This is a genomic window from Spirulina sp. CS-785/01 (genome assembly GCF_028330525.1).
Lineage (GTDB): Bacteria > Cyanobacteriota > Cyanobacteriia > Cyanobacteriales > Spirulinaceae > JAQMSD01.
The window spans coordinates 1-18361 of sequence record NZ_JAQMSD010000258.1 but is presented as its reverse complement, the minus strand read 5'-3'; the positions used below and the strand labels follow the sequence as shown (position 1 = coordinate 18361).

The window sequence follows — 18361 nt, the reverse complement described above, 5'->3', positions numbered from 1 at the left end:
AATCCCCCTTAGTCACTCCGAAATACTGCGTAAATTGAGCGGGTATTGGCGTAAAGCATGACAAAATATTCTGTATTAATCCTTAGTTGAAAAACAAAAGAACTCAGTGAAATAGCGGAAATTTTCATGGCCTTGAACGAATTAAAATTTTGTAGAGAAATATTACTTAAAAATCAGGGGAGACCCTAAAATCAAAAAATCTGGAAGTGTTAAGTTTTCATACAAAAGGTCTGCCACTGCTTCACTTCCCTCTGGAGTGAGATGCACCGAATCTCGAAAATACCCCTTGACGGTTTCTGGAGGGAGAGAAGACCAAGCACTATGGACATCAATCAAAGGCACTTGTTGGGCCTCCAGAAACCGTTGAAACTGGGGTTTATAGGTAGGAGTGTGGGGAGTTGGGAGAACATCCACCCAGTTAGGGGTATATAAAACCACCACTGGGAGATTTTCCTGTTTCGCTCCTTGTAAAATCTGTTCAAGATAGTCAAGATTTTGCTCAAATTGTTGCTCCGGTTTAAGGGTTGGGGGAATTTCCTGACTCTGGGAGAGGTGGAAACGGGGGAGAAGATACCGCAGCAAGAGTTCTTGCCAGGCCAAAAGGGGTTTTTCCGTGGGATAGTTGGGATCATGGCCAACCCGTGCGCTGGTGCTAGTGGGTTGAGTGAGATCATGAGTCCCAATCTGTAAAATCAATAAATCACTCTTAAATGTACCAAACTTCTGTAAATATCCCCACTGATTGCCAATTCCCCATGATCCCGCAGACGCATTCAACACCTCGACCGTTTGGCCGTTTTTTAGTATTTTCTGTTCGAGTTGTTCACTAATGGTCTCAGACTGGTCTATGGCACTTCCGCCATTTAAGACAGAATCTCCCACCATTAAGACGCGAAACACTTGCTCTTGGGGTTGGGAGAGGAGGGGATCAGACCGTTGGGAATATTGATTATAGTGAATCTGGTTGCCTAAGCGAGTGGTGGTTTGGTTGGGTTGAAAGCGATATCCCATTTCCGCATCCGCTTGGGTTAAGACGGGATTCCCCAATCCCCATTTCCAGCGTAAGACGGCTTCTGTGAGGAACATTCCAACTGCCAAAGTTGCGAGTCCCCAGTAAAGGTATTTTGTCCGGGTTTTCAATTTCACTCAGTTAATGATTCTGGTCTCATTCTCCTTGATCCTACTGGTTTCCGCGATCGCTGGCTGTTAGAGTCGGTTCATCAGCTTTGTCTGTCCTGTTTTATGTGGAGAGTGAGGGAGACTCCAATGGATTTTGAGAAACGCTGCATAAAAATTTGTTGTTCTCCCAAGGAATTAAGTAGAACGGTCAGTAGGATAGACAATCATGGATGTATCTTCCTTTAACGAAGCCAGTTATTCTTTAGATTCCCTCTCTAACCCGAATCAGCAATTGGGGTCAGACAATCTGATGATTCCCTCTACGGCACAAGAAACCTATAATCCGGTAGGGACTAATGTAGAGAATTTAGAATTGGGGATTGAGTTGGCCCAAGACTATTTAACGGAGTTTGCGAGTGGGGAAAATGCGATCGCGCAACTCCAACACCCCTTTGGCGATAACTTGGCCCACGACATTGCCAGTGATCTCTTACAAGAGTATGCAGACGGAGACTTTGGCAACCTTCCCAACATCAGCGTCAAAAGTGCAGCAACCCTGAATCATGCAGATGGGGCTTATGATAGTTTAACCGGAGAAATTTATGTAGCCTCAGAATTTGTCAATAGCAGCAGTAATGAAGCCATTGCCAGTGTTGTCTTAGAAGAAATCGGTCACTTCATCGACACAGAAATTAATACCACGGATACCCCAGGAGACGAAGGGGCAATTTTTGCAGCCTTAGTACAAGGACATCCTCTCTCTGACGCTGAATTAACTGCTTTCCGCAGTGAGGATGATCATTTTGCAACTGCTGATAGCGTGATGGAACAAAGTAACCGTCCTGATCTCCGGATGTTCTATACAACAGCCCCCAATTCAGCCAAAGCAGGGGATTCAGTGTACTTACGAAGTTACGTCATTAATCAAGGGAAAGCCACCGCTAACTCCACATCCTTAAAATATTATCTCTCCGACGACACCACCCTGAGTTCTAACGATACTCTCCTCGGACAAGATTATGTGAAACCTTTATCGACGAGTGGTGGGAATCGCTATAGTTATGAAACTGAGCGAGTCACCATACCTGATACGGTAAGCGGAGGAAAGCACTATTTACTCTTTCAAGCAGACGGAAACCAACAAGTTTTTGAAAGTAACGAAAGTAATAATATTCGCTATGAAGCGATAACCTTAGAAGCTGCCAATAATAAGCCTGACCTTATTGTTAGTCGCACCTACGCCACCAATTCTGCCAAAGCGGGCGATCGCATTTACGTGGGAGGTCGCGTCAAAAATGATGGTAGCGACAAAGCTGGGTCAAGTTACCTGAAATATTACCTCTCGAATGATACAAAACTGAGTAGTGATGACACCTATCTCGATTATGATTATGTGCGGAGTCTCTCATCCGGATCATCGAGTTACGAATATGATTATGTGACTCTCCCTAATACAGTTAAAGCAGGTCAAAACTACATCCTCTTTGCTGCCGATGCTAATAGTCGCGTCACCGAAAGCAACGAAGGAAATAACATCGCTTATGAACGTATTAAACTGAGCAATCCCCAACCGGACTTAGTGGTACAGAACGACACTGCACCCACTTCTGCTAAATTAGGCGATACCATCAAACTCACCAGTCGGGTGAAAAACCAAGGGAATGGTAATGCTGGGTCAAGTCGTCTGAAATATTACCTCTCCGATGATACAACTCTCAGCAATGATGACACCTATCTCGATTATGATTATGTGCGGAGTCTCTCATCCGGATCATCGAGTTACGAATCTGAGTATGTCACTCTCCCAACCACCGCCAATACTGGTTGGAATTATATTCTTTTTGAAGCGGATGCTAATCATCAAGTCACCGAAAGTAACGGTAGTAACAATGTAGCCTATGAATCCATATATTTGCGTAATTCTCGACCGGACCTAGTGGTACAGAACGACACTGCACCCACTTCTGCTAAATTAGGCGATACCATCAAACTTACCAGTCGGGTGAAAAACCAAGGGAATGGTAATGCTGGGTCAAGTCGTCTGAAATATTACCTCTCCGATGATACAACTCTTAGCAATGATGATACCTATCTCGATTATGATTATGTGCGGAGTCTCTCATCCGGATCATCGAGTTATGAATCTGAGTATGTCACTCTACCAACCACTGCCAATACTGGTTGGAATTATATTCTGTTTGCCGCCGATGCGAACAGCAATGTAAGCGAAAGTAACGGTAGCAACAATGTAGCCTATGAATCCATATATTTGCGTAATTCTGGATACTATTCAAGTTTAAGCTCGTTAAGCAGTAATAAATGGGATCAATATACATCGGATAATACTCGATTTGATCCTCCGATGTGGTTTGGTGAAACAGATGAACGATGGAAAAACCCAAATTCTGTTAAGCAGATTTACACAGATTTATCTAAAGCTGCTTTAGGTTCGCGTTATCGCATGACAGCAGGTTACTTAAACGACACGAGCTATTACAATGGTCAAGGAAAATGGCACGCGGGTGTTGATATTGGCGCATCAGCCGGAACCTCAGTAAGCAATGTGGTGAGTGGAAAAGTTAGCTGGGTTAACTATAATGATGCTAAACGGGGTTGGTTTGTAGGAATTAATGGTGATGATGGCAATCAATGGGTATATGGACATCTCACCAAACCTACAGTTTCAAGCGGAAGTCGTGTCAGTGTCGGACAAAACTTAGGAACGATTTGGAATGGTAGTTTTGGACGACATTTACATCTTGAGGTACAAGGTGGTCACGCTTATCAACCTACTTATGGCGCTCATGGCGATCAAAATTGGCTTCGTAATGTGACCAAAAGCCCTCTTCAAGCCTTTTGGAGTTGGAAAAATCGCTAGTTCAAATAAGTCATAACAATTAGTAGCATGATCGCGCTTCCACTGAACCCGAAGCGCGATTTCTCTCTCCCCTGCCCGGAATTCGCTACACTGGAGGTTGCAATTTTAGGGATCAGTTATGCAGTTCTCCGGTTTTGGTTGGATGGGAAAACGTCTTGTTATTGCACTCCTGTTGGGGGTGACACTCCTACTCAACGGTTGTCAAGGACTCCTCAAAAGTCAAGCGACTCCGGTATCCCAACTGGTTTTCGTGAGTCCCAGTGACCCGGCCACGTTTAATGCTCCCATGAATAGCTCCGCGTTTAGTGTGTTTGGGTTTATTAATGAAGGTCTTGTCACCCAAAACGGAATTACCGCAGAGCTTGAACCCGCTTTGGCGAAGTCTTGGGAAATGTCGGAGGATAATCTCGAAATTGTCTTTACCCTACGGGAGGGACTGCGATGGTCTGATGGTGAACCCCTGACTGCCGATGATGTTGTGTTCTCCTATAACAGTATTTATCTGAATGAAAAAATCCCTACAGGCATTCGAGATATTCTCCGGGTGGGGGACGGTTATCCGTCGGTGAGTAAAATTGATGACCTCCATGTTCAATTTACTGTCCCTCAACCCTTTGCTCCTTTCCTGCGCTACGCGGGGGGGATTTCGATTTTGCCGAAACACGCTTTAGAAAAATCGGTCAATACTACTGATGACAAGGGCAACCTGAAATTTCTCTCCAAGTGGAATACGAATACCGACCCCCGAAAGGTGGTGGGTGCGGGGCCTTATCGGATGGTGAGTTATATCCCTAGTCAGCGTGTGATTTTTGAACGGAATCCCTATTATTGGCGCGAGGATGAACAGGGCAACCCCCAACCCTATATTAAACGGATTATTCTGCAAATTATTGAGTCCGATGAGGCCCAGTCTATTGCCTTTCGGTCGGGTCAGTTGGATAGTTTGGATGTGACTCCGGAAGCGTTTCGCTTGTTGAAGCGGGAGGAAGATCGGGGGAATTACACGATTTATAATGGGGGGCCGTCTCTGGGAAGTCGCTTTTTAGGGTTTAATCTCAGTCAAGCGAAAAATGCTGAGGGTGAACCGTTTGTGGACCCGATTAAGTCGCGCTGGTTTAATACTCTCGAATTTCGTCAAGCGGTGGCCTATGCGGTGAACCGAGAACGGATGAAGAATAATATTTATCGGGGGTTGGGGGTGATTCAGGATTCGCCGTTTAATGTGTCGAGTCCCTATTATTTGTCGCCGGAGGAGGGGTTGAAAACCTATCGGTATGATCCCGAAAAGGCGAAGGCATTATTACAAGAAGCGGGGTTTCAGTATAACGAGGAGGATCAGTTGTTGGATGGGGAGGGAAACCCGGTGGAGTTTACGTTGTTGGTGAAGTCGGAGGAAAAAACCCGTGTGGATGCGGCGGTGCAAATTCAGTCGGATTTAAGGGCGATTGGGATGGAGGCGAATTTGCAGGTGCTGAATTTTAATACGGTGATTAAAAAGCTCCGTCAACGGAGTTGGGAAGCCTATGTGGGAGGTTTTGGCGGTGGTGGGGTTGAGCCGCACAGTAGTTTTAATATTTGGTATAGTGGGGGGTCGTTACACCAGTTTAATCAGGGTCCGCGCTCCGGTGAGCCGCCGATTCAAGGGTGGGAGGTTTCGGATTGGGAAAAGGAGATTGATCGGTTGTTCCAAGCGGGGGCCCAGGAGTTGGATGAGGAGAGGCGGAAGGAGATTTATGGGGAGTTTCAGCAGATTGTGGCGGAGCAAGTGCCGTTTTTGTATTTGGTGAATGCTTTGGCGTTGGAGGCCGTGCGCGATCGCATCGACAATCTCAAGTTTACGGCCCTGGGAGGCGCGTTTTGGAATTTACATGAGTTGGAAGTTGAGGCAGAATAGGACAGCTATATCGGTTTGGTTTTTTCCAAAAAGGAGTAACTTGTGGTTTCGCCGATGGAGCTATGGCAGTGTACTCTATGGCTATTGTCGGTTGTAAGACCCATGAGACTGGCGATGAATGGCGTTGAAAAAAGTCTCCTGTAGGGAAACCTAAAGGCGATCAGCCAGTCTAAACCCCTAAGCCTACCCACCCTATTGTTTTCAACTCGCTCTATGATGAAACGTACCTTTTTTCCCTCTGTCTATCGTCTAGGACAACTCGGTTTAGATGGTTTGGTTGCGGCGGTAGCGTGTAGCTTGGCGTTTTTCATTCGCTTTGAAGGCCAAATTGAACCGATTTACCAAGATTTAGCCCTGTGGTTAAGCCTGATTGCCATTCCTGGTCGTTTAATCACCCACACAGCGTTTGGAGTCTATCAACAAGTTTGGCGACTTTTCGGCCTCAAGGACAGTATTACCCTTTTGAATGCGGTGACGTTTTATTCTCTGGGGGTTTTGGTGGTGACGCGCTTGGGAATGCTTCATTTACAACCGGGGTTTAAGGGAGTCCCTCTGGGGGTGGCGGTGGTGGATTGGGCGTTTTGTTTAATGGGGATGGTGGCCGTGCGCTATGCGCGACGCAGGACGATTCAACAGCCTCTGTTTCGTCGTCAGCGTCGCTCCCGTAACCCGAAACGGGTGCTGTTGGTGGGGGCCGGAATGGCGGGGTCTCTCATTGTACAGGAGGTGCGGCAAAATCCCTATCTCAATGTGGAGATTGTCGGGTTTGTGGATGACGATCGCACGAAATTAGGTCGTCGGGTTGAGGGGGTGAAGGTGTTAGGGCCAACGAGCCAACTGGTGAGTCTTGCCCAGCAATATTATGCTAGGGAAGTGTTAATTTGTATGCCCTCGGCTTCGGCGGCTCAAATGCGGCGCATTTTTGACCTAACCCGTGGGACTCCCCTTCAGTTGAAAGTGTTGCCGGGCCAAGGGGAGTTGATTGAGGAGCGATCGCTAACTCCCCAAGTCCGAGAACTACAAATTCAGGATATCCTAGGCCGCCCGGAAATTCGACTGGATTTTTCTGAGGAATTTAACAGTCAGTTTCCCTCGGCCAGTGAACAAGTTTATCAAAAAACGGTCTTAGTGACCGGAGCCGGGGGGACGATTGGTTCAGAAATTTGTCGTCAGTTGGCCCGACTACAACCCCAACGGCTTTTACTCTTAGGACGGGGGGAAAATAGTATTTTTTTGGTGGATCGGGAATTACGCCGCACCTTTCCTCACTTGGAGGTTATGCCCATTATTGCTGATATTCGTCATTGCGATCGCATGGAACAGATTTTTCAACAATGGCGACCGGACATTATTTTTCATGCGGCGGCCCATAAGCACGTCCCCCTCATGCAGCAACACCCCACGGAAGCTCTGGAAAATAATGCCTTAGCTTCGGCGCATTTAGCGCGATTGGCGAACCGATATGGGGTGAAAACCTTTGTGGCTATTTCCACGGATAAGGCGGTTGATCCCTCGAATTTTATGGGGTTGAGTAAGCGTTTGGCGGAGTTACTGATTAAAGCACAGACAACCGCTAGTCAAACTCGCTTTTTGGTGGTGCGGTTTGGCAATGTGTTGGGGAGTCGGGGGAGTGTTGTGCCGATTTTTCAGGACCAAATTGCTCGCGGTGGCCCGGTGACGGTGACGGATCAACGGATGACGCGCTATTTTATGACTACCCCGGAAGCTGCTCAGTTGGTGATCCAAAGTTTGGCGGTGGGGAAATCGGGACAAATTCTCATTTTGGATATGGGAAGTCCGGTGCGCATTTATGATTTGGCCCGGCAGATGATTGAGTTGGCGGGGTTACAGCCGGATATTGATATTCCTATTCAGATTATGGGGTTACGGCCTGGGGAAAAACTGGATGAGGCATTGGTGGGGAGCAGCGAAACGGTGGGCCAAACGGAGCATCCGAAAATTGTGGCGGTGTCGAGTCCTCCTCCTGCTGGTGAGACGTTGGCGGAGGTGTTTCAAGAGCTTTCCCAGGCGGCTAAGGGGGAGGTGTCGTCGGATGAGTTGTGGCGGTTGGCTCAAGGGTGTGTGCAGCGTTTGACGACTGTTGCAGATGTTTCAATGCGCGATCGCTTGAGTTAGTCTTTCATGATCACCGGAAAAGGAAAATAAGTATTTATACTGATTTTTATTAATTATTTTTGAATAAAAACCAGACTCAGCTACAATAAATAGCACATTTTTCTTAAATTGACTTGAAAAAAAATATATTTGTACAGCTTAGGCTTACGAAAATGAGTAGATGGGAATCCCATTTGTGGTTCTATCTTGCTCTGACATTCAAGAATTAAACTAGCTTGAGTCTAATTTCTCTCCCTAGTCCAATCATGCCATTGATTGTAATTTAATTGAAAAATTACTGCTCTTGATTTTCAATCAAAGTTGATTAAAGAATGATATTCACCCGTTATAATATTATCATTAGAATAACCTTAGCCATGGTTATTGTAGTGGTTTCTGTTCTATTTTATTGGCAGTTTAATGCTCAGTATCATTATGAAATAAATCAAATTAAAAATGAGCTAAAAGAAGAAGTTACCACTTTAGATAAAACCTTAAAAAATACCACCAGTTATATTGAACAAATGCAGTTTAGAGCGACTTCATTTTATGAAATTAGCCAAATTACTGCCTTTGAATCCATTATTTTTGATCATCTCACCGAATATGAGGAAAATCAGCAAACCTATTTTGGGTTAGAAACAATTCCTGAACCTTATAATGCGAAACTGGTCGGAAATTTAACGGGAATTGGCACGTTAGAGGGACGCAGTTCTGATTTTTATCGAGAAATTGAGATGGCCTTGTCTCTCAATTCGGTGTTTCAATCTGCTTTAAAGGTGCTTCCTAATGATGTTTGGACTTATTATTTATCAGGTCATAAGTTTCTCAATTTATATCCTTGGGTGAGTTCAGAGCAATTTCATTTTACCTTAGATTTACTCAGTTATGATTTTTTTCGACTGGGTTTGCCGGAACATAACCCGGATCATCAACTGTTTTGGACTTCGATTTATCTTGATCCAGCGACTAATATTTTAATGGTAACTTGTGGCGCACCTGTGTATGAAAATAAGCAGTTTCGAGGGGTTGTTGCTATTGATATGACTTTAGATACACTTAATCAAATGATCTCCCAATCTAAGTTAACAAGAGGTCAATTATTTTTGGTCAATGAAAACGCACAATTACTTGCTGATCCTTTATTAGCTCATACATCAAATCAGGATATTGTACAATTTAAAGAGGTTCTCCCTGATGCAATTCCACCGGAAAAAGTTGCTCCTTTATTAAGTTCTGAAACGTTGCAAACTCAAGAATTTGGGTCTTATTTATTGTTTGCTGTTCCGGTCAATCAAGCACCTTGGAAACTTACTTTATGTTTAGAAAAGAAAACGCTAATTTTGCCAATTTTAGCGCAAATTAGTTTAGGGTTAGGTCTTTTATTAATGGGGTTGACACTCCTATTAATTTTAGCGAATCAAGTCATTTATCGAGAATTTATTGTTCCGGCTAATTTACTCATTAATTATATTGAAACGGTTAGTCAAAATCAAGATAATGATATTCCGATTGTACCAAAAGATTGGCAGTTTTCCTTCCAAACTATTCGACGAATTTTCCAAGCAAATCGCAAAATTACTGCGGAGTTAGTGCAACAGGAAAAAATGTCGAGTTTAGGCCAGTTGGTAGCGGGAATTGCTCACGAAATTAATAATCCGATTAATTTTATTTACGGGAATTTGCCTTATGTTAAAAATTATACTAAAGATTTACTCTATTTACTTCATATTTATCAACAGAAATATACTCCAGATCAAGAGATTAAGCAAACCATTCAAGAGATTGATTTAGAGTTTTTAGAGGAAGATTTGCCTAAGTTACTACATTCGATGGAGGTGGGGAGCGATCGCATCCGAGAAATTATTCTTTCCTTACGCAATTTTTCTAGGTTAGATGAAGCAGAAAAGAAAAAAGTACAGCTTCATCAAGGGTTAGAAAGTACCCTGACTATTTTGGAAAACCGCTTAAAGTTAAATGAAGATCATCCAGATATTCAAATCAAAAAGCATTATGGAGATCTTCCCCCAGTTGAATGTTATGCGGGACAACTGAATCAAGTGTTTTATAATATTATTGCCAATGCACTGGACGCACTCAAAAATAGTCCCAAACCGGAAAAATGGATTGAGATTAAAACCGAATTTTTAGAACCAGAGAAAGTTTCCGTAAAAATTACAGATAATGGTGAAGGGATTAGTGAAAAAGATCAAGCGCATATTTTTGATCCGTTTTTTACAACTAAACCGGTTGGTCAAGGAACGGGATTAGGACTTTCAATTAGTTATCAAATTATTGTGGATAAACATGGGGGGTCTTTGGACTGTCATTCAACTCCCAAAGAAGGTACAACCTTTTTGATTACTATTCCCGTATATTCTTCTGGTTAGCAATAAGTTGGAAGATTAACTGGGAAGAAAGGTTAGATCACAGGGTTAAAAATAGCCTAAGTTGGTTTACAGTTAAATCTAGTGATGCAGCGTCAAGACAATGACACAGACTTATTCCGAGGGAGGAGCAACATTTCAGGTTGGAGAGGCGTTTTTTCGCTCAGAAAGCCGTATTGTGCGAGATTTGGGGATATTAGCAGCGACGGTGTATCGTCAGGAGAAGGGGGAGTTACGGGTGTTGGAGGGGATGGCCGGATGTGGGGTGCGATCGCTGCGTTATCTGGCCGAAAGTAAGGCCGACTGGGTATGGGTGAATGAAGGAAACCCCGACTTAATCCCCCTGCTTCAGAGTAATTTTAAAACGGTGATTTTCGCGCAACACGCACAACTCTCTTGTGAAAATACCCAACGTCTCCTCTATCACTGTTCCCTCAGTCAAGACTATTATGATTTTATTGATGTGGACTGTTTTGGCAATGTATCGGAATTTTTGGCCTCAACCCTACAGGCCGTGAAAACGGGGGGATTGGTTTATCTCACCAGTACCGATGGCCGCAGTTTAACGGGACATCTTCCTGAAACCAGTTTAGCCCGTTATGGGGCCTATGCGCGATCGCACCCGTCCCACCACGAACAAGCATTACGCATTTTGTTAGGCAGTTGGCAACAGACCGCAGCCAGTCTAGGATGGGGAATAGAGCCGATTTTTGCCTTTTATCACGGGGAAACCTATCGCATCTTAGTACGGTTGGTGACGCAATCCCAACTTACCCCAGACCATTACGGATTTTTAGGCTATTGTCATGCTTGTGGGGAGTATCAGCAAGTGGGGTGGCGAAAATTAGGCCAAACGCAATGTCATTGTAATCAACGGCCCCTCACCATCACCGGACCCATGTGGTTAGGTCAACTCCATGATGGGACTTTTCTCCATGAGATGCAAACCTTGGCCCAACAGTGGCAATGGACTCATTGTAGCCAATTATTAGAAGTCATGGCCCAAGAAGCGGAGTTTCCCCCTTATTTTTACAGTCTCGGTGAAATTGGCCGTCGGGGTACATTGGATATTCCCCCCAAAGCAGAGTTAATTGCTAAGTTGCGATCGCAAGGATACCAAGCCACCGCCACCCATATCAACCCCCAAGCTATTAAAACCGATGCGTCTTTAGCCGATTGTATTCAATGTTCCTTACAATTGAAAGAGTAATGGGTAATGGGTAATTGGTTGGATAATGGATAATGGATAATGGATAATGAATCAATCCTTGTTCTTCCCCATCTCCCCCATCTCCCTGTGTCTGGAGTGGTTCAATTCCCCAACTCTCAACTATTAACTCTCAACTCTCAACTATAACCCCTCTCACCCAACTCCGAAACGCTTGAATTGCTGCATTTCTTCCGTCAACTCTACTCTGTTCAAGATACTGGGGAATGACCTCGCATAAAGGAAAATCGGGAAAATGGGGACTGGTTTCAACCGGGATATATTCCCCCCCCTGTAACACATTAATTTCTAAAATTGCCCCATTAAATCGCCATAACTCTCCCACTCCTAATATAACATAATTATCCAAATGAGTGCGAGACGTTATATCAATTTCAAGCACTAAATCAGGGGGTGGGTCTAGGGTTAAATCAATCCGTCGTTTTCCCCGAATTACCGACTCATTTTCAATGTAAAAACAATCATCTGCTTCTATCCCTTGCTGCATTTGTTCACTTTTGAACGTCGTCGAACCCAAACTTCTAAATTCAACCCCTAATTCCTCCAACAAAACCTTCACGAAGTCAGCAATCATTACTTTATAATCTTCGTGTTCCGGTAAAGGGACCATAATCTCTAAAACACCCTGACTATAATTCATCCGTGATCCGCGTTTTTCTCCCAACTCCTCTAACAGTTGTTCATACATTGACCAACTTACATCTGTCATCAAAAGTTGTTGTCCAGGAGAAACGACAATCTGTTGCAGTTGTACTTGCATAGTGGGATTCAGTGTCGTAGAGAAAGCATTAGTGATAGAATAACACACAGTAACCTTCAGTTATTGCTAATCTTCCTATCTGTTCTCTCATCACAGATGACGGATTGTTTTATGAATTCCCTAACTTTAAATCTAGATACCATTCATCTCACCGATAGCTTATTGATCCTTGTTATGAAAGATACTGCATTGAACGTTGTGGCCATTGGTATATTTATTATGACCCTCTCGGTGTTAGTCGGGCCGATGATTAACCTGTCTCCAAGTATTCCTGCGATCGCAACCCTCTCTATCCTCGGCCTCCTCACCTTTGATACATTAGGATGGGAGAACAAAGGAGTCAACTTATTTCTCGATACCCTAGCACGGTTTACCCCAGAACACCGGGAACGCATCTTACACCACGAAGCAGGCCATTTCCTCTGTGCATTCTATTTAGGGATACCCGTGAAAGACTACACCCTCTCTGCATGGGAAGGGTTAAAACGGGGAATTTCGGGAGTTGGGGGAGTCGAATTTGATACCACCTCATTTCAAAAAAAACTCTCTCCCCCAGAACAACAATTACTCCTAGATCGATTTTGTACCGTTTGGATGGCCGGAATTGCAGCAGAACAATTAGCCTTTGATAAAGTAGAAGGGGGAGGAGAAGACCGTCAAAAAATCACCGATGCGTTAGCATTATTTGGCCAACCTCCAGAAAAATCTCCACAAAAACAACAATGGGGAGAACTACAAGCAAAAACCCTATTAGAACGCAATTGGGAGAACTATAAAAGTTTAGTCGAAGCCATGCGAAACCGCAAACCCGTCCAAGACTGTTATCAGATTTTAGGGAATGGGTAAGGAATAATGGACAATAGATAATGGATGATTAATAATTGGTAAAACCTGAACATCCGTTGAACGCACCAAAAACCAACAACTATTCCCCATTCCCCGTTCCCTTTTTCACCCATGCCCCAAATATTATTAAACCAAACTCCCCCAATAAATCAACAAACCGTAATCACCCCCACTCGTCAAATTGCGAGAACCCTCAACCATCCCCATCGAGACATAGAAAGTCTAGCATTAGGAGTCATCAGACAACAGGGGTGGAGACTCGTAACCCCATTGCAAGGACTCAAAGCCACCCGTCACGCCGTAGCCGAAATTGTCCCCCAAACTGATATAATCGGTACAGCAAGAACCCATCTCCCCTCCATTAAAACCCTCTTGCGTGCCGGAATTGACCTCAAACAACTGCAACACAGCACATCCGGTAAAATTTGTCAACTCGCCAAAATAACGCAACGATACCAAACCCTATTACACCAACAAAACTGCCTCGACTCCAGCGAACTCTTTTGGATAGCCACCCAATGCCACCCCAAACCTCGTTCTCTCGTCATTTACGGCTATTTTGACCCCCGGCCTGACCAACTCCATTTTATTGATAAAATTGCCGCAGAGGACAGTATATTCGCCTTCCCTTGCACCGATGATGAACTATTCCAGAGTAACTTAGAGGCAATAACCTTTCTCCGCAGTCGCAAATGGCAACTCCCCGAAGACAACGGTTCTCTTACACCTCTACAAACCGCATTTATCAACGCTACCCCCCCAACCCAGTCTAACCTCCATTGTCACGCTTACCCCGACCTAGAAAGCGAAGTCAGAGGCACATTAGCACAAATTAAAACCCTCCTCCAACAAGGAACACCCCCACAAGACATCGTTATCGTTGCAAGAAACCCAACCACCTACGGGCCCACCCTCCTCGATATCGCTTGGGAGTACAATATCCCTCTCAGAGCATTCTACGAAATTCCCCTCCAAGACACCCGCATTGGTGCATGGTTGCAACTCCTCCTCACTGTTATCCAGGCCGACTTCCCCTTTGAACTGACCGCCAAACTTCTCGCGCATCCCCTCACCACCCAACTGGATGCTACATTATGGGAAACGGCCCGTAAAACCCATCCCCAAGGACTCCCCGCATGGGAGGAAATGGGGGTTGACCTCACTTGTCTCCAGTTCCCCCTAGAAACCACACGAGAAAACTGGTTACAATACCTAAAAGCTATTTTTGAGCATTTCCAACTCTTGCAAGGGGGGAAACGCTGGGCTAGGGAAATTGTAGCCTATTATCGCCTCCAAAACGCCTGGCAGGAATTAGCGCGACCTGCCGAAGAAGTCGTCACCCAAGCAGACTTCCTGCAAGACGTGGAGGAAATGTTATCTTTGCTCACTGTCCCCGTACAACCGGGACGCGGTGGGATAGAATTGCATACACCCATCTCTCTGTTTGGGGCCAAATACGAGCAAGTTTTTATCTTGGGGATGGCTGAAGGACAGTTCCCCGCAGCATTAGAGAGTGATCCTGTGTTAGACTTTTTTGCGCGTAAACAGTTGGCCAAGCAGGGGTTTCCCTTGGAGACTGCGCTGGAAATTTGCGATCGCGAAGCCCTTTCATTTTACGCCCTTTTAGGAGTCCCACAACAATCCCTCACCCTCTCCTATCCCCAGTCCCAAAACAACGATGTGCAGTTACCGAGTCCCTATCTCTCCCGTTTAGGAGTCACCCCCACCTCTCCCCCCACCGTCCCCTTAGCAAGTCGAGAAGAAACCCGTCGTCACGGACAATTCCCCCCTTCCGACCCCCTTTCCGCACCCATTCAACACGCTTTAGCGGTAGAATATCAGCGAGCCAGTGATCATCCCCCCCAAGAATATGAGGGAGTCGTTAGTATCTCCTTTAACCCCGAAAACCGGGTATTTAGTGCCTCTCAGTTAACCAAATTTGGCCAATGTCCCTTTAAATGGTTTGCGGGGCATGGGTTAGGGTTAAAGGAGTTAAAAGAAGCAGAAACGGAATGTAACCCCACCTTGAAGGGGAAATTATATCATCACTGTTTAGAATTAACCTTTAAATCCGTCCAAACCCCTCAAGACTTATTAAAAGAGTTACACCCCCTAGAAACCGCCTTTCAGGAAGCCGAAAAGGAATTAAAGATCGAACGCTTACAAGGCTGGTCTGTGGCGCGTCAGGAGCATTTAAAGACCTTGGGCTTAAATTTCCAAAAACCTGAGTTTCTCTCCTCTGAGACGGAAATTGTGGCATTAGAGACAGAATTTGAAGCGGACTGGTATGGGTTACAGGTGTACGGCAAAATTGATCGTCTCGACCGCACGACAGACGGTTTCACCATTTTTGAGTATAAAACGAGTAGTAATGCTCCTACAGGAATTAAAGATGAGACAGGGAAAGCGACTGTAGATTTACAATTACCGTTATACGAGGAAGCTATCCAGCAACAATTCCCAGAAGAGTCTATAGCAAAAGCGCAATATTACTCCCTCACCAAGCAAAAAGTGATGCGTGGGAAGTCGGATAAGCAGAAGTTAGCGCAGTTTGCAGAACAAGCGAAGGAGGATTTAACGAGGGGTTATTTCCCCGTCAGTCCCGATATTCAGCAAAAAGCCTGTACTTATTGTCCCTTTGATCTGGTGTGTCGGAAGTAAGCGAGGGGTGGCCGATCGTTAATGCCATGTAACTAAATTTTTGATTTAGATCAAATAACCTCGATTAATTCCATAAGCTATACCACCTTCCCAGTCAGTAGTTAGAAACTCTCTAACTAACTCAAATAAGTGACAAACCACATCAGCATAAATTGGATTTTTGATATATTCATCTCTATAGCGAAACTCCCGGTCTGTATTTTTCTGTTTTCTCAATATATAGATTTGATCAATTTTATTTTTTTTCAAATTTACAGCATCAGTTAACTTTAACCACTCAGCTATCACGATATACATTGCATTTGGATTTTTCTGCTTTAATTGCTCCGCAGCAGTAGAAGCGTCCTGTAACATTGTTTTATCAAGATATGTTTTGCATTCAATGGCGATTGCTGGAATATCCCATGTATTTTTCTCTTGATGCTCTGACCCCCGACAGATCATACTAGATTGTATTGTATAGTACAGCCAATAGAAAAATCATGATCTTTCTTTTCTATAACCGCATTAGGTTTTTTGATCATATCATCATAATTAGAAGGTCTAAAAAATATGTCTTTAAAAGAATGTGATTTACCTATTAAAGCGTGTTCTGAAATGCTTGTAACCAAGTCTCTAAACAAATAGTACATAAATTCTTCTAGGACTGAGGAATGTAAATTTGAACGGGAGTCAAATTTTTCGGCATAATGTTTCTGATCTAAAAAATCTTTATAATCATTTAACCAGTTTACCCTTTGAGTAATTATTTCATGATCATCAACTTGCCTTGTTTTTATTGGACCAATTAATTGGTTATTATTATAAGACCATTGATCATACTTTTCTCTAATTTCAGCTAAATATCTGCGTGATTCTTGATCAATATATTTCTTTTTATGATTTTCTTTTTGCGTAAGATTATTACCATGAACTAGCAAAACACTCCTCCTTAATACTGTTCTAACAAGTTACTAGCAATTGCTTTTGCCATTAATGGGGGAACTGCATTACCAATTTGATTATATTGACATAAATGTTTTTCATTGATGCGACCTTCATGAGTCAACAGTTTTTGACTAATAACGGTAGGTTTTCCTTTAAAAATATATGTATCCGGAAAAGTTTGTATTCTAGCCCCTTCTCTTGCAGTAAAATTTCTATGTTTATAAGGATGAACAAAATTAGCATAAAAGGAGGCTGTAATTGTGTGACATGGTTTATGTGGGTGCATTCGTCGATTGTTTTGATCATATACTTTATTCGTAATAACCCCTTGAGAATTTCTTTTATAAGGTTTAAGATGCTCCGGTACATCTGCCCCTGATTGTCCCCACTTCATTACTTGGAAACGCTCAACCATACGTCTAGTATGTTTCATCGCTAAATGATTATGCAATCTCTGACTACCCTTTCGTAAATATTGCTGAAAATCATTGTTAGGATTGAATGTATATTCCATTTCTTCTGCACCCTCTCTTGCTTCTATCTCTGGTAGGTCAGAAATCGCTTCCCATAAAGTGGGTGTTTTAAGCAGAATTTTAGATAACAAGTTATCCTGATTCCATGAATGGGTAGGGTTTGGGAATGGCTGATTTAATTTTTTCTTAGAGGCTATAACTATAAGCCTCTTTCTAATTTGTGGAACACCATAATCAGTGGCTTCAAGTATATTTGAATAGACAAAATAGCCTAACCTTTTTAGCTCTAATTTAATAATATCGATAACTAATTCTTTAGAAGATATTTTAGTCTTGGTAAGATTAGGTACATTTTCTAGGATCATTAATTTTGGTGAAAAAAGCTCTCCAACCCTTATAAACTCTTCAAATAAACTATTTCTAGGATCTTTGATATTACGATTGTATGTATTACAAATTGAAAATCCTTGACAAGGAGGCCCCCCTAAGATTACATCAGGGTAATTGTATTTAAAATTATCTAATAATTCATCATCACTAATTTTTTCAATATCAGAATTAATGACTAATGCTTTAGGATGATTATATTGAAATGTTTCGCAAGCCCAAGCATCAGTTTCTATTGCACCTATTATTTTAAATCCAGCCATTTTAAAGCCTAGGCTAAATCCACCTGCACCTGCAAATGTATCCAATACTTTCATAAATAATTGTTGTTAACTTTTTTTATTTGTTGAACCACAATGAAACTAAAACGAAACTACAAAATAATATTGTAAGCTCAGTCATTACTACATTTAAATTTTTGTAAAGTAGCTGTCTAAATTGCTTCAAAATACCAATATATTGCACATCAAGATTTACTGTCAACCCCTTGATGAGTCTGAAGCATCCCAGTATTACGGATAAGGACGCGATCGCAGCCTTAAACCTAGTGGCCAAACATCAACAAAAGTTCTTAGAGGAGTGGTATCAAATTCATGGCTAACACATGGCAACAACAGTGGGACTTTGACTTCACTGAAGAAGCCTTAGCTGCGGAATTAGCCCAAGCTGAAGCGGCGGCACTGGCC

General features: G+C 43.3%; 10 protein-coding genes and 1 pseudogene. 7 read left to right on the top strand and 4 right to left on the bottom strand.

The window, feature by feature from the left end:
• Window positions 1-162 precede the first annotated feature (162 nt).
• The gene (locus tag PN462_RS16835) at window positions 163-1146 is read right to left on the bottom strand and encodes an SGNH/GDSL hydrolase family protein (protein WP_272129982.1); all 984 of its coding nucleotides are present in this window, start codon (window positions 1144-1146) and stop codon (window positions 163-165) included.
• Between the two features lie 199 nt (window positions 1147-1345).
• Between PN462_RS16835 and PN462_RS16830 the strand changes: the two genes are divergently transcribed.
• The 5 genes from PN462_RS16830 (at window position 1346) to PN462_RS16810 (ending at window position 11603) form a co-directional block, all read left to right on the top strand.
• Entirely contained in the window at window positions 1346-3997 is a 2652-nt protein-coding gene (locus PN462_RS16830) for a CARDB domain-containing protein (RefSeq protein WP_272129981.1), read from the top strand.
• A 118-nt stretch (window positions 3998-4115) separates the two neighbouring features.
• The gene (locus PN462_RS16825; protein WP_272129980.1) at window positions 4116-5891 is read left to right on the top strand and encodes an ABC transporter substrate-binding protein; all 1776 of its coding nucleotides are present in this window, start codon (window positions 4116-4118) and stop codon (window positions 5889-5891) included.
• 213 nt (window positions 5892-6104) lie between these two features.
• Window positions 6105-8027, top strand: a complete 1923-nt coding sequence (locus PN462_RS16820; RefSeq protein WP_272129979.1) for a polysaccharide biosynthesis protein — start codon at window positions 6105-6107, stop codon at window positions 8025-8027.
• A gap of 311 nt (window positions 8028-8338) precedes the next feature.
• Window positions 8339-10396 (top strand): ATP-binding protein, encoded by a 2058-nt coding sequence (locus PN462_RS16815; RefSeq protein ID WP_272129978.1) that lies wholly within the window; start codon window positions 8339-8341, stop codon window positions 10394-10396.
• A 100-nt stretch (window positions 10397-10496) separates the two neighbouring features.
• Window positions 10497-11603, top strand: coding sequence for a tRNA (guanine-N1)-methyltransferase (locus PN462_RS16810; RefSeq protein ID WP_272129977.1), 1107 nt, complete (start codon window positions 10497-10499; stop codon window positions 11601-11603).
• Between the two features lie 130 nt (window positions 11604-11733).
• On the opposite strand, the gene PN462_RS16805 is transcribed toward PN462_RS16810, so the two are convergent.
• Window positions 11734-12381: a Uma2 family endonuclease gene (locus PN462_RS16805; RefSeq protein WP_272129976.1), complete on the bottom strand. Its 648-nt coding sequence runs from the start codon at window positions 12379-12381 to the stop codon at window positions 11734-11736.
• A 111-nt stretch (window positions 12382-12492) separates the two neighbouring features.
• Here PN462_RS16805 and PN462_RS16800 point away from each other — a divergent pair, with 111 nt between their 5' ends.
• Together PN462_RS16800 and PN462_RS16795 are read left to right on the top strand one after the other, a co-directional pair.
• Window positions 12493-13227, top strand: a complete 735-nt coding sequence (locus PN462_RS16800) for an ATP-dependent Zn protease (protein ID WP_272129975.1) — start codon at window positions 12493-12495, stop codon at window positions 13225-13227.
• Between the two features lie 111 nt (window positions 13228-13338).
• Window positions 13339-15888: a PD-(D/E)XK nuclease family protein gene (locus tag PN462_RS16795; protein ID WP_272129974.1), complete on the top strand. Its 2550-nt coding sequence runs from the start codon at window positions 13339-13341 to the stop codon at window positions 15886-15888.
• Between the two features lie 45 nt (window positions 15889-15933).
• Here PN462_RS16795 and PN462_RS23600 read toward each other — a convergent pair.
• Together PN462_RS23600 and PN462_RS16780 are read right to left on the bottom strand one after the other, a co-directional pair.
• Window positions 15934-16808, bottom strand: a pseudogene (locus PN462_RS23600) (Bpu10I family restriction endonuclease).
• 11 nt (window positions 16809-16819) lie between these two features.
• Complete coding sequence (locus PN462_RS16780) at window positions 16820-17992, bottom strand: DNA cytosine methyltransferase (protein ID WP_272129971.1); 1173 nt, start codon at window positions 17990-17992, stop codon at window positions 16820-16822.
• Window positions 17993-18361: the final 369 nt, after the last annotated feature.

Bases quoted from the DNA above. Each gene is read 5' to 3' on its own strand.
- PN462_RS16830 (WP_272129981.1), top strand. From the start codon at position 1,346: ATGGATGTATCTTCCTTTAACGAAGCCAGTTATTCTTTAGATTCCCTC.
- PN462_RS16825 (WP_272129980.1), top strand. From the start codon at position 4,116: ATGCAGTTCTCCGGTTTTGGTTGGATGGGAAAACGTCTTGTTATTGCA.
- PN462_RS16820 (WP_272129979.1), top strand. From the start codon at position 6,105: ATGATGAAACGTACCTTTTTTCCCTCTGTCTATCGTCTAGGACAACTC.
- PN462_RS16815 (WP_272129978.1), top strand. From the start codon at position 8,339: ATGATATTCACCCGTTATAATATTATCATTAGAATAACCTTAGCCATG.
- PN462_RS16810 (WP_272129977.1), top strand. From the start codon at position 10,497: ATGACACAGACTTATTCCGAGGGAGGAGCAACATTTCAGGTTGGAGAG.
- PN462_RS16805 (WP_272129976.1), bottom strand. From the start codon at position 12,381: ATGCAAGTACAACTGCAACAGATTGTCGTTTCTCCTGGACAACAACTT.
- PN462_RS16800 (WP_272129975.1), top strand. From the start codon at position 12,493: ATGAATTCCCTAACTTTAAATCTAGATACCATTCATCTCACCGATAGC.
- PN462_RS16795 (WP_272129974.1), top strand. From the start codon at position 13,339: ATGCCCCAAATATTATTAAACCAAACTCCCCCAATAAATCAACAAACC.
- PN462_RS16780 (WP_272129971.1), bottom strand. From the start codon at position 17,992: ATGAAAGTATTGGATACATTTGCAGGTGCAGGTGGATTTAGCCTAGGC.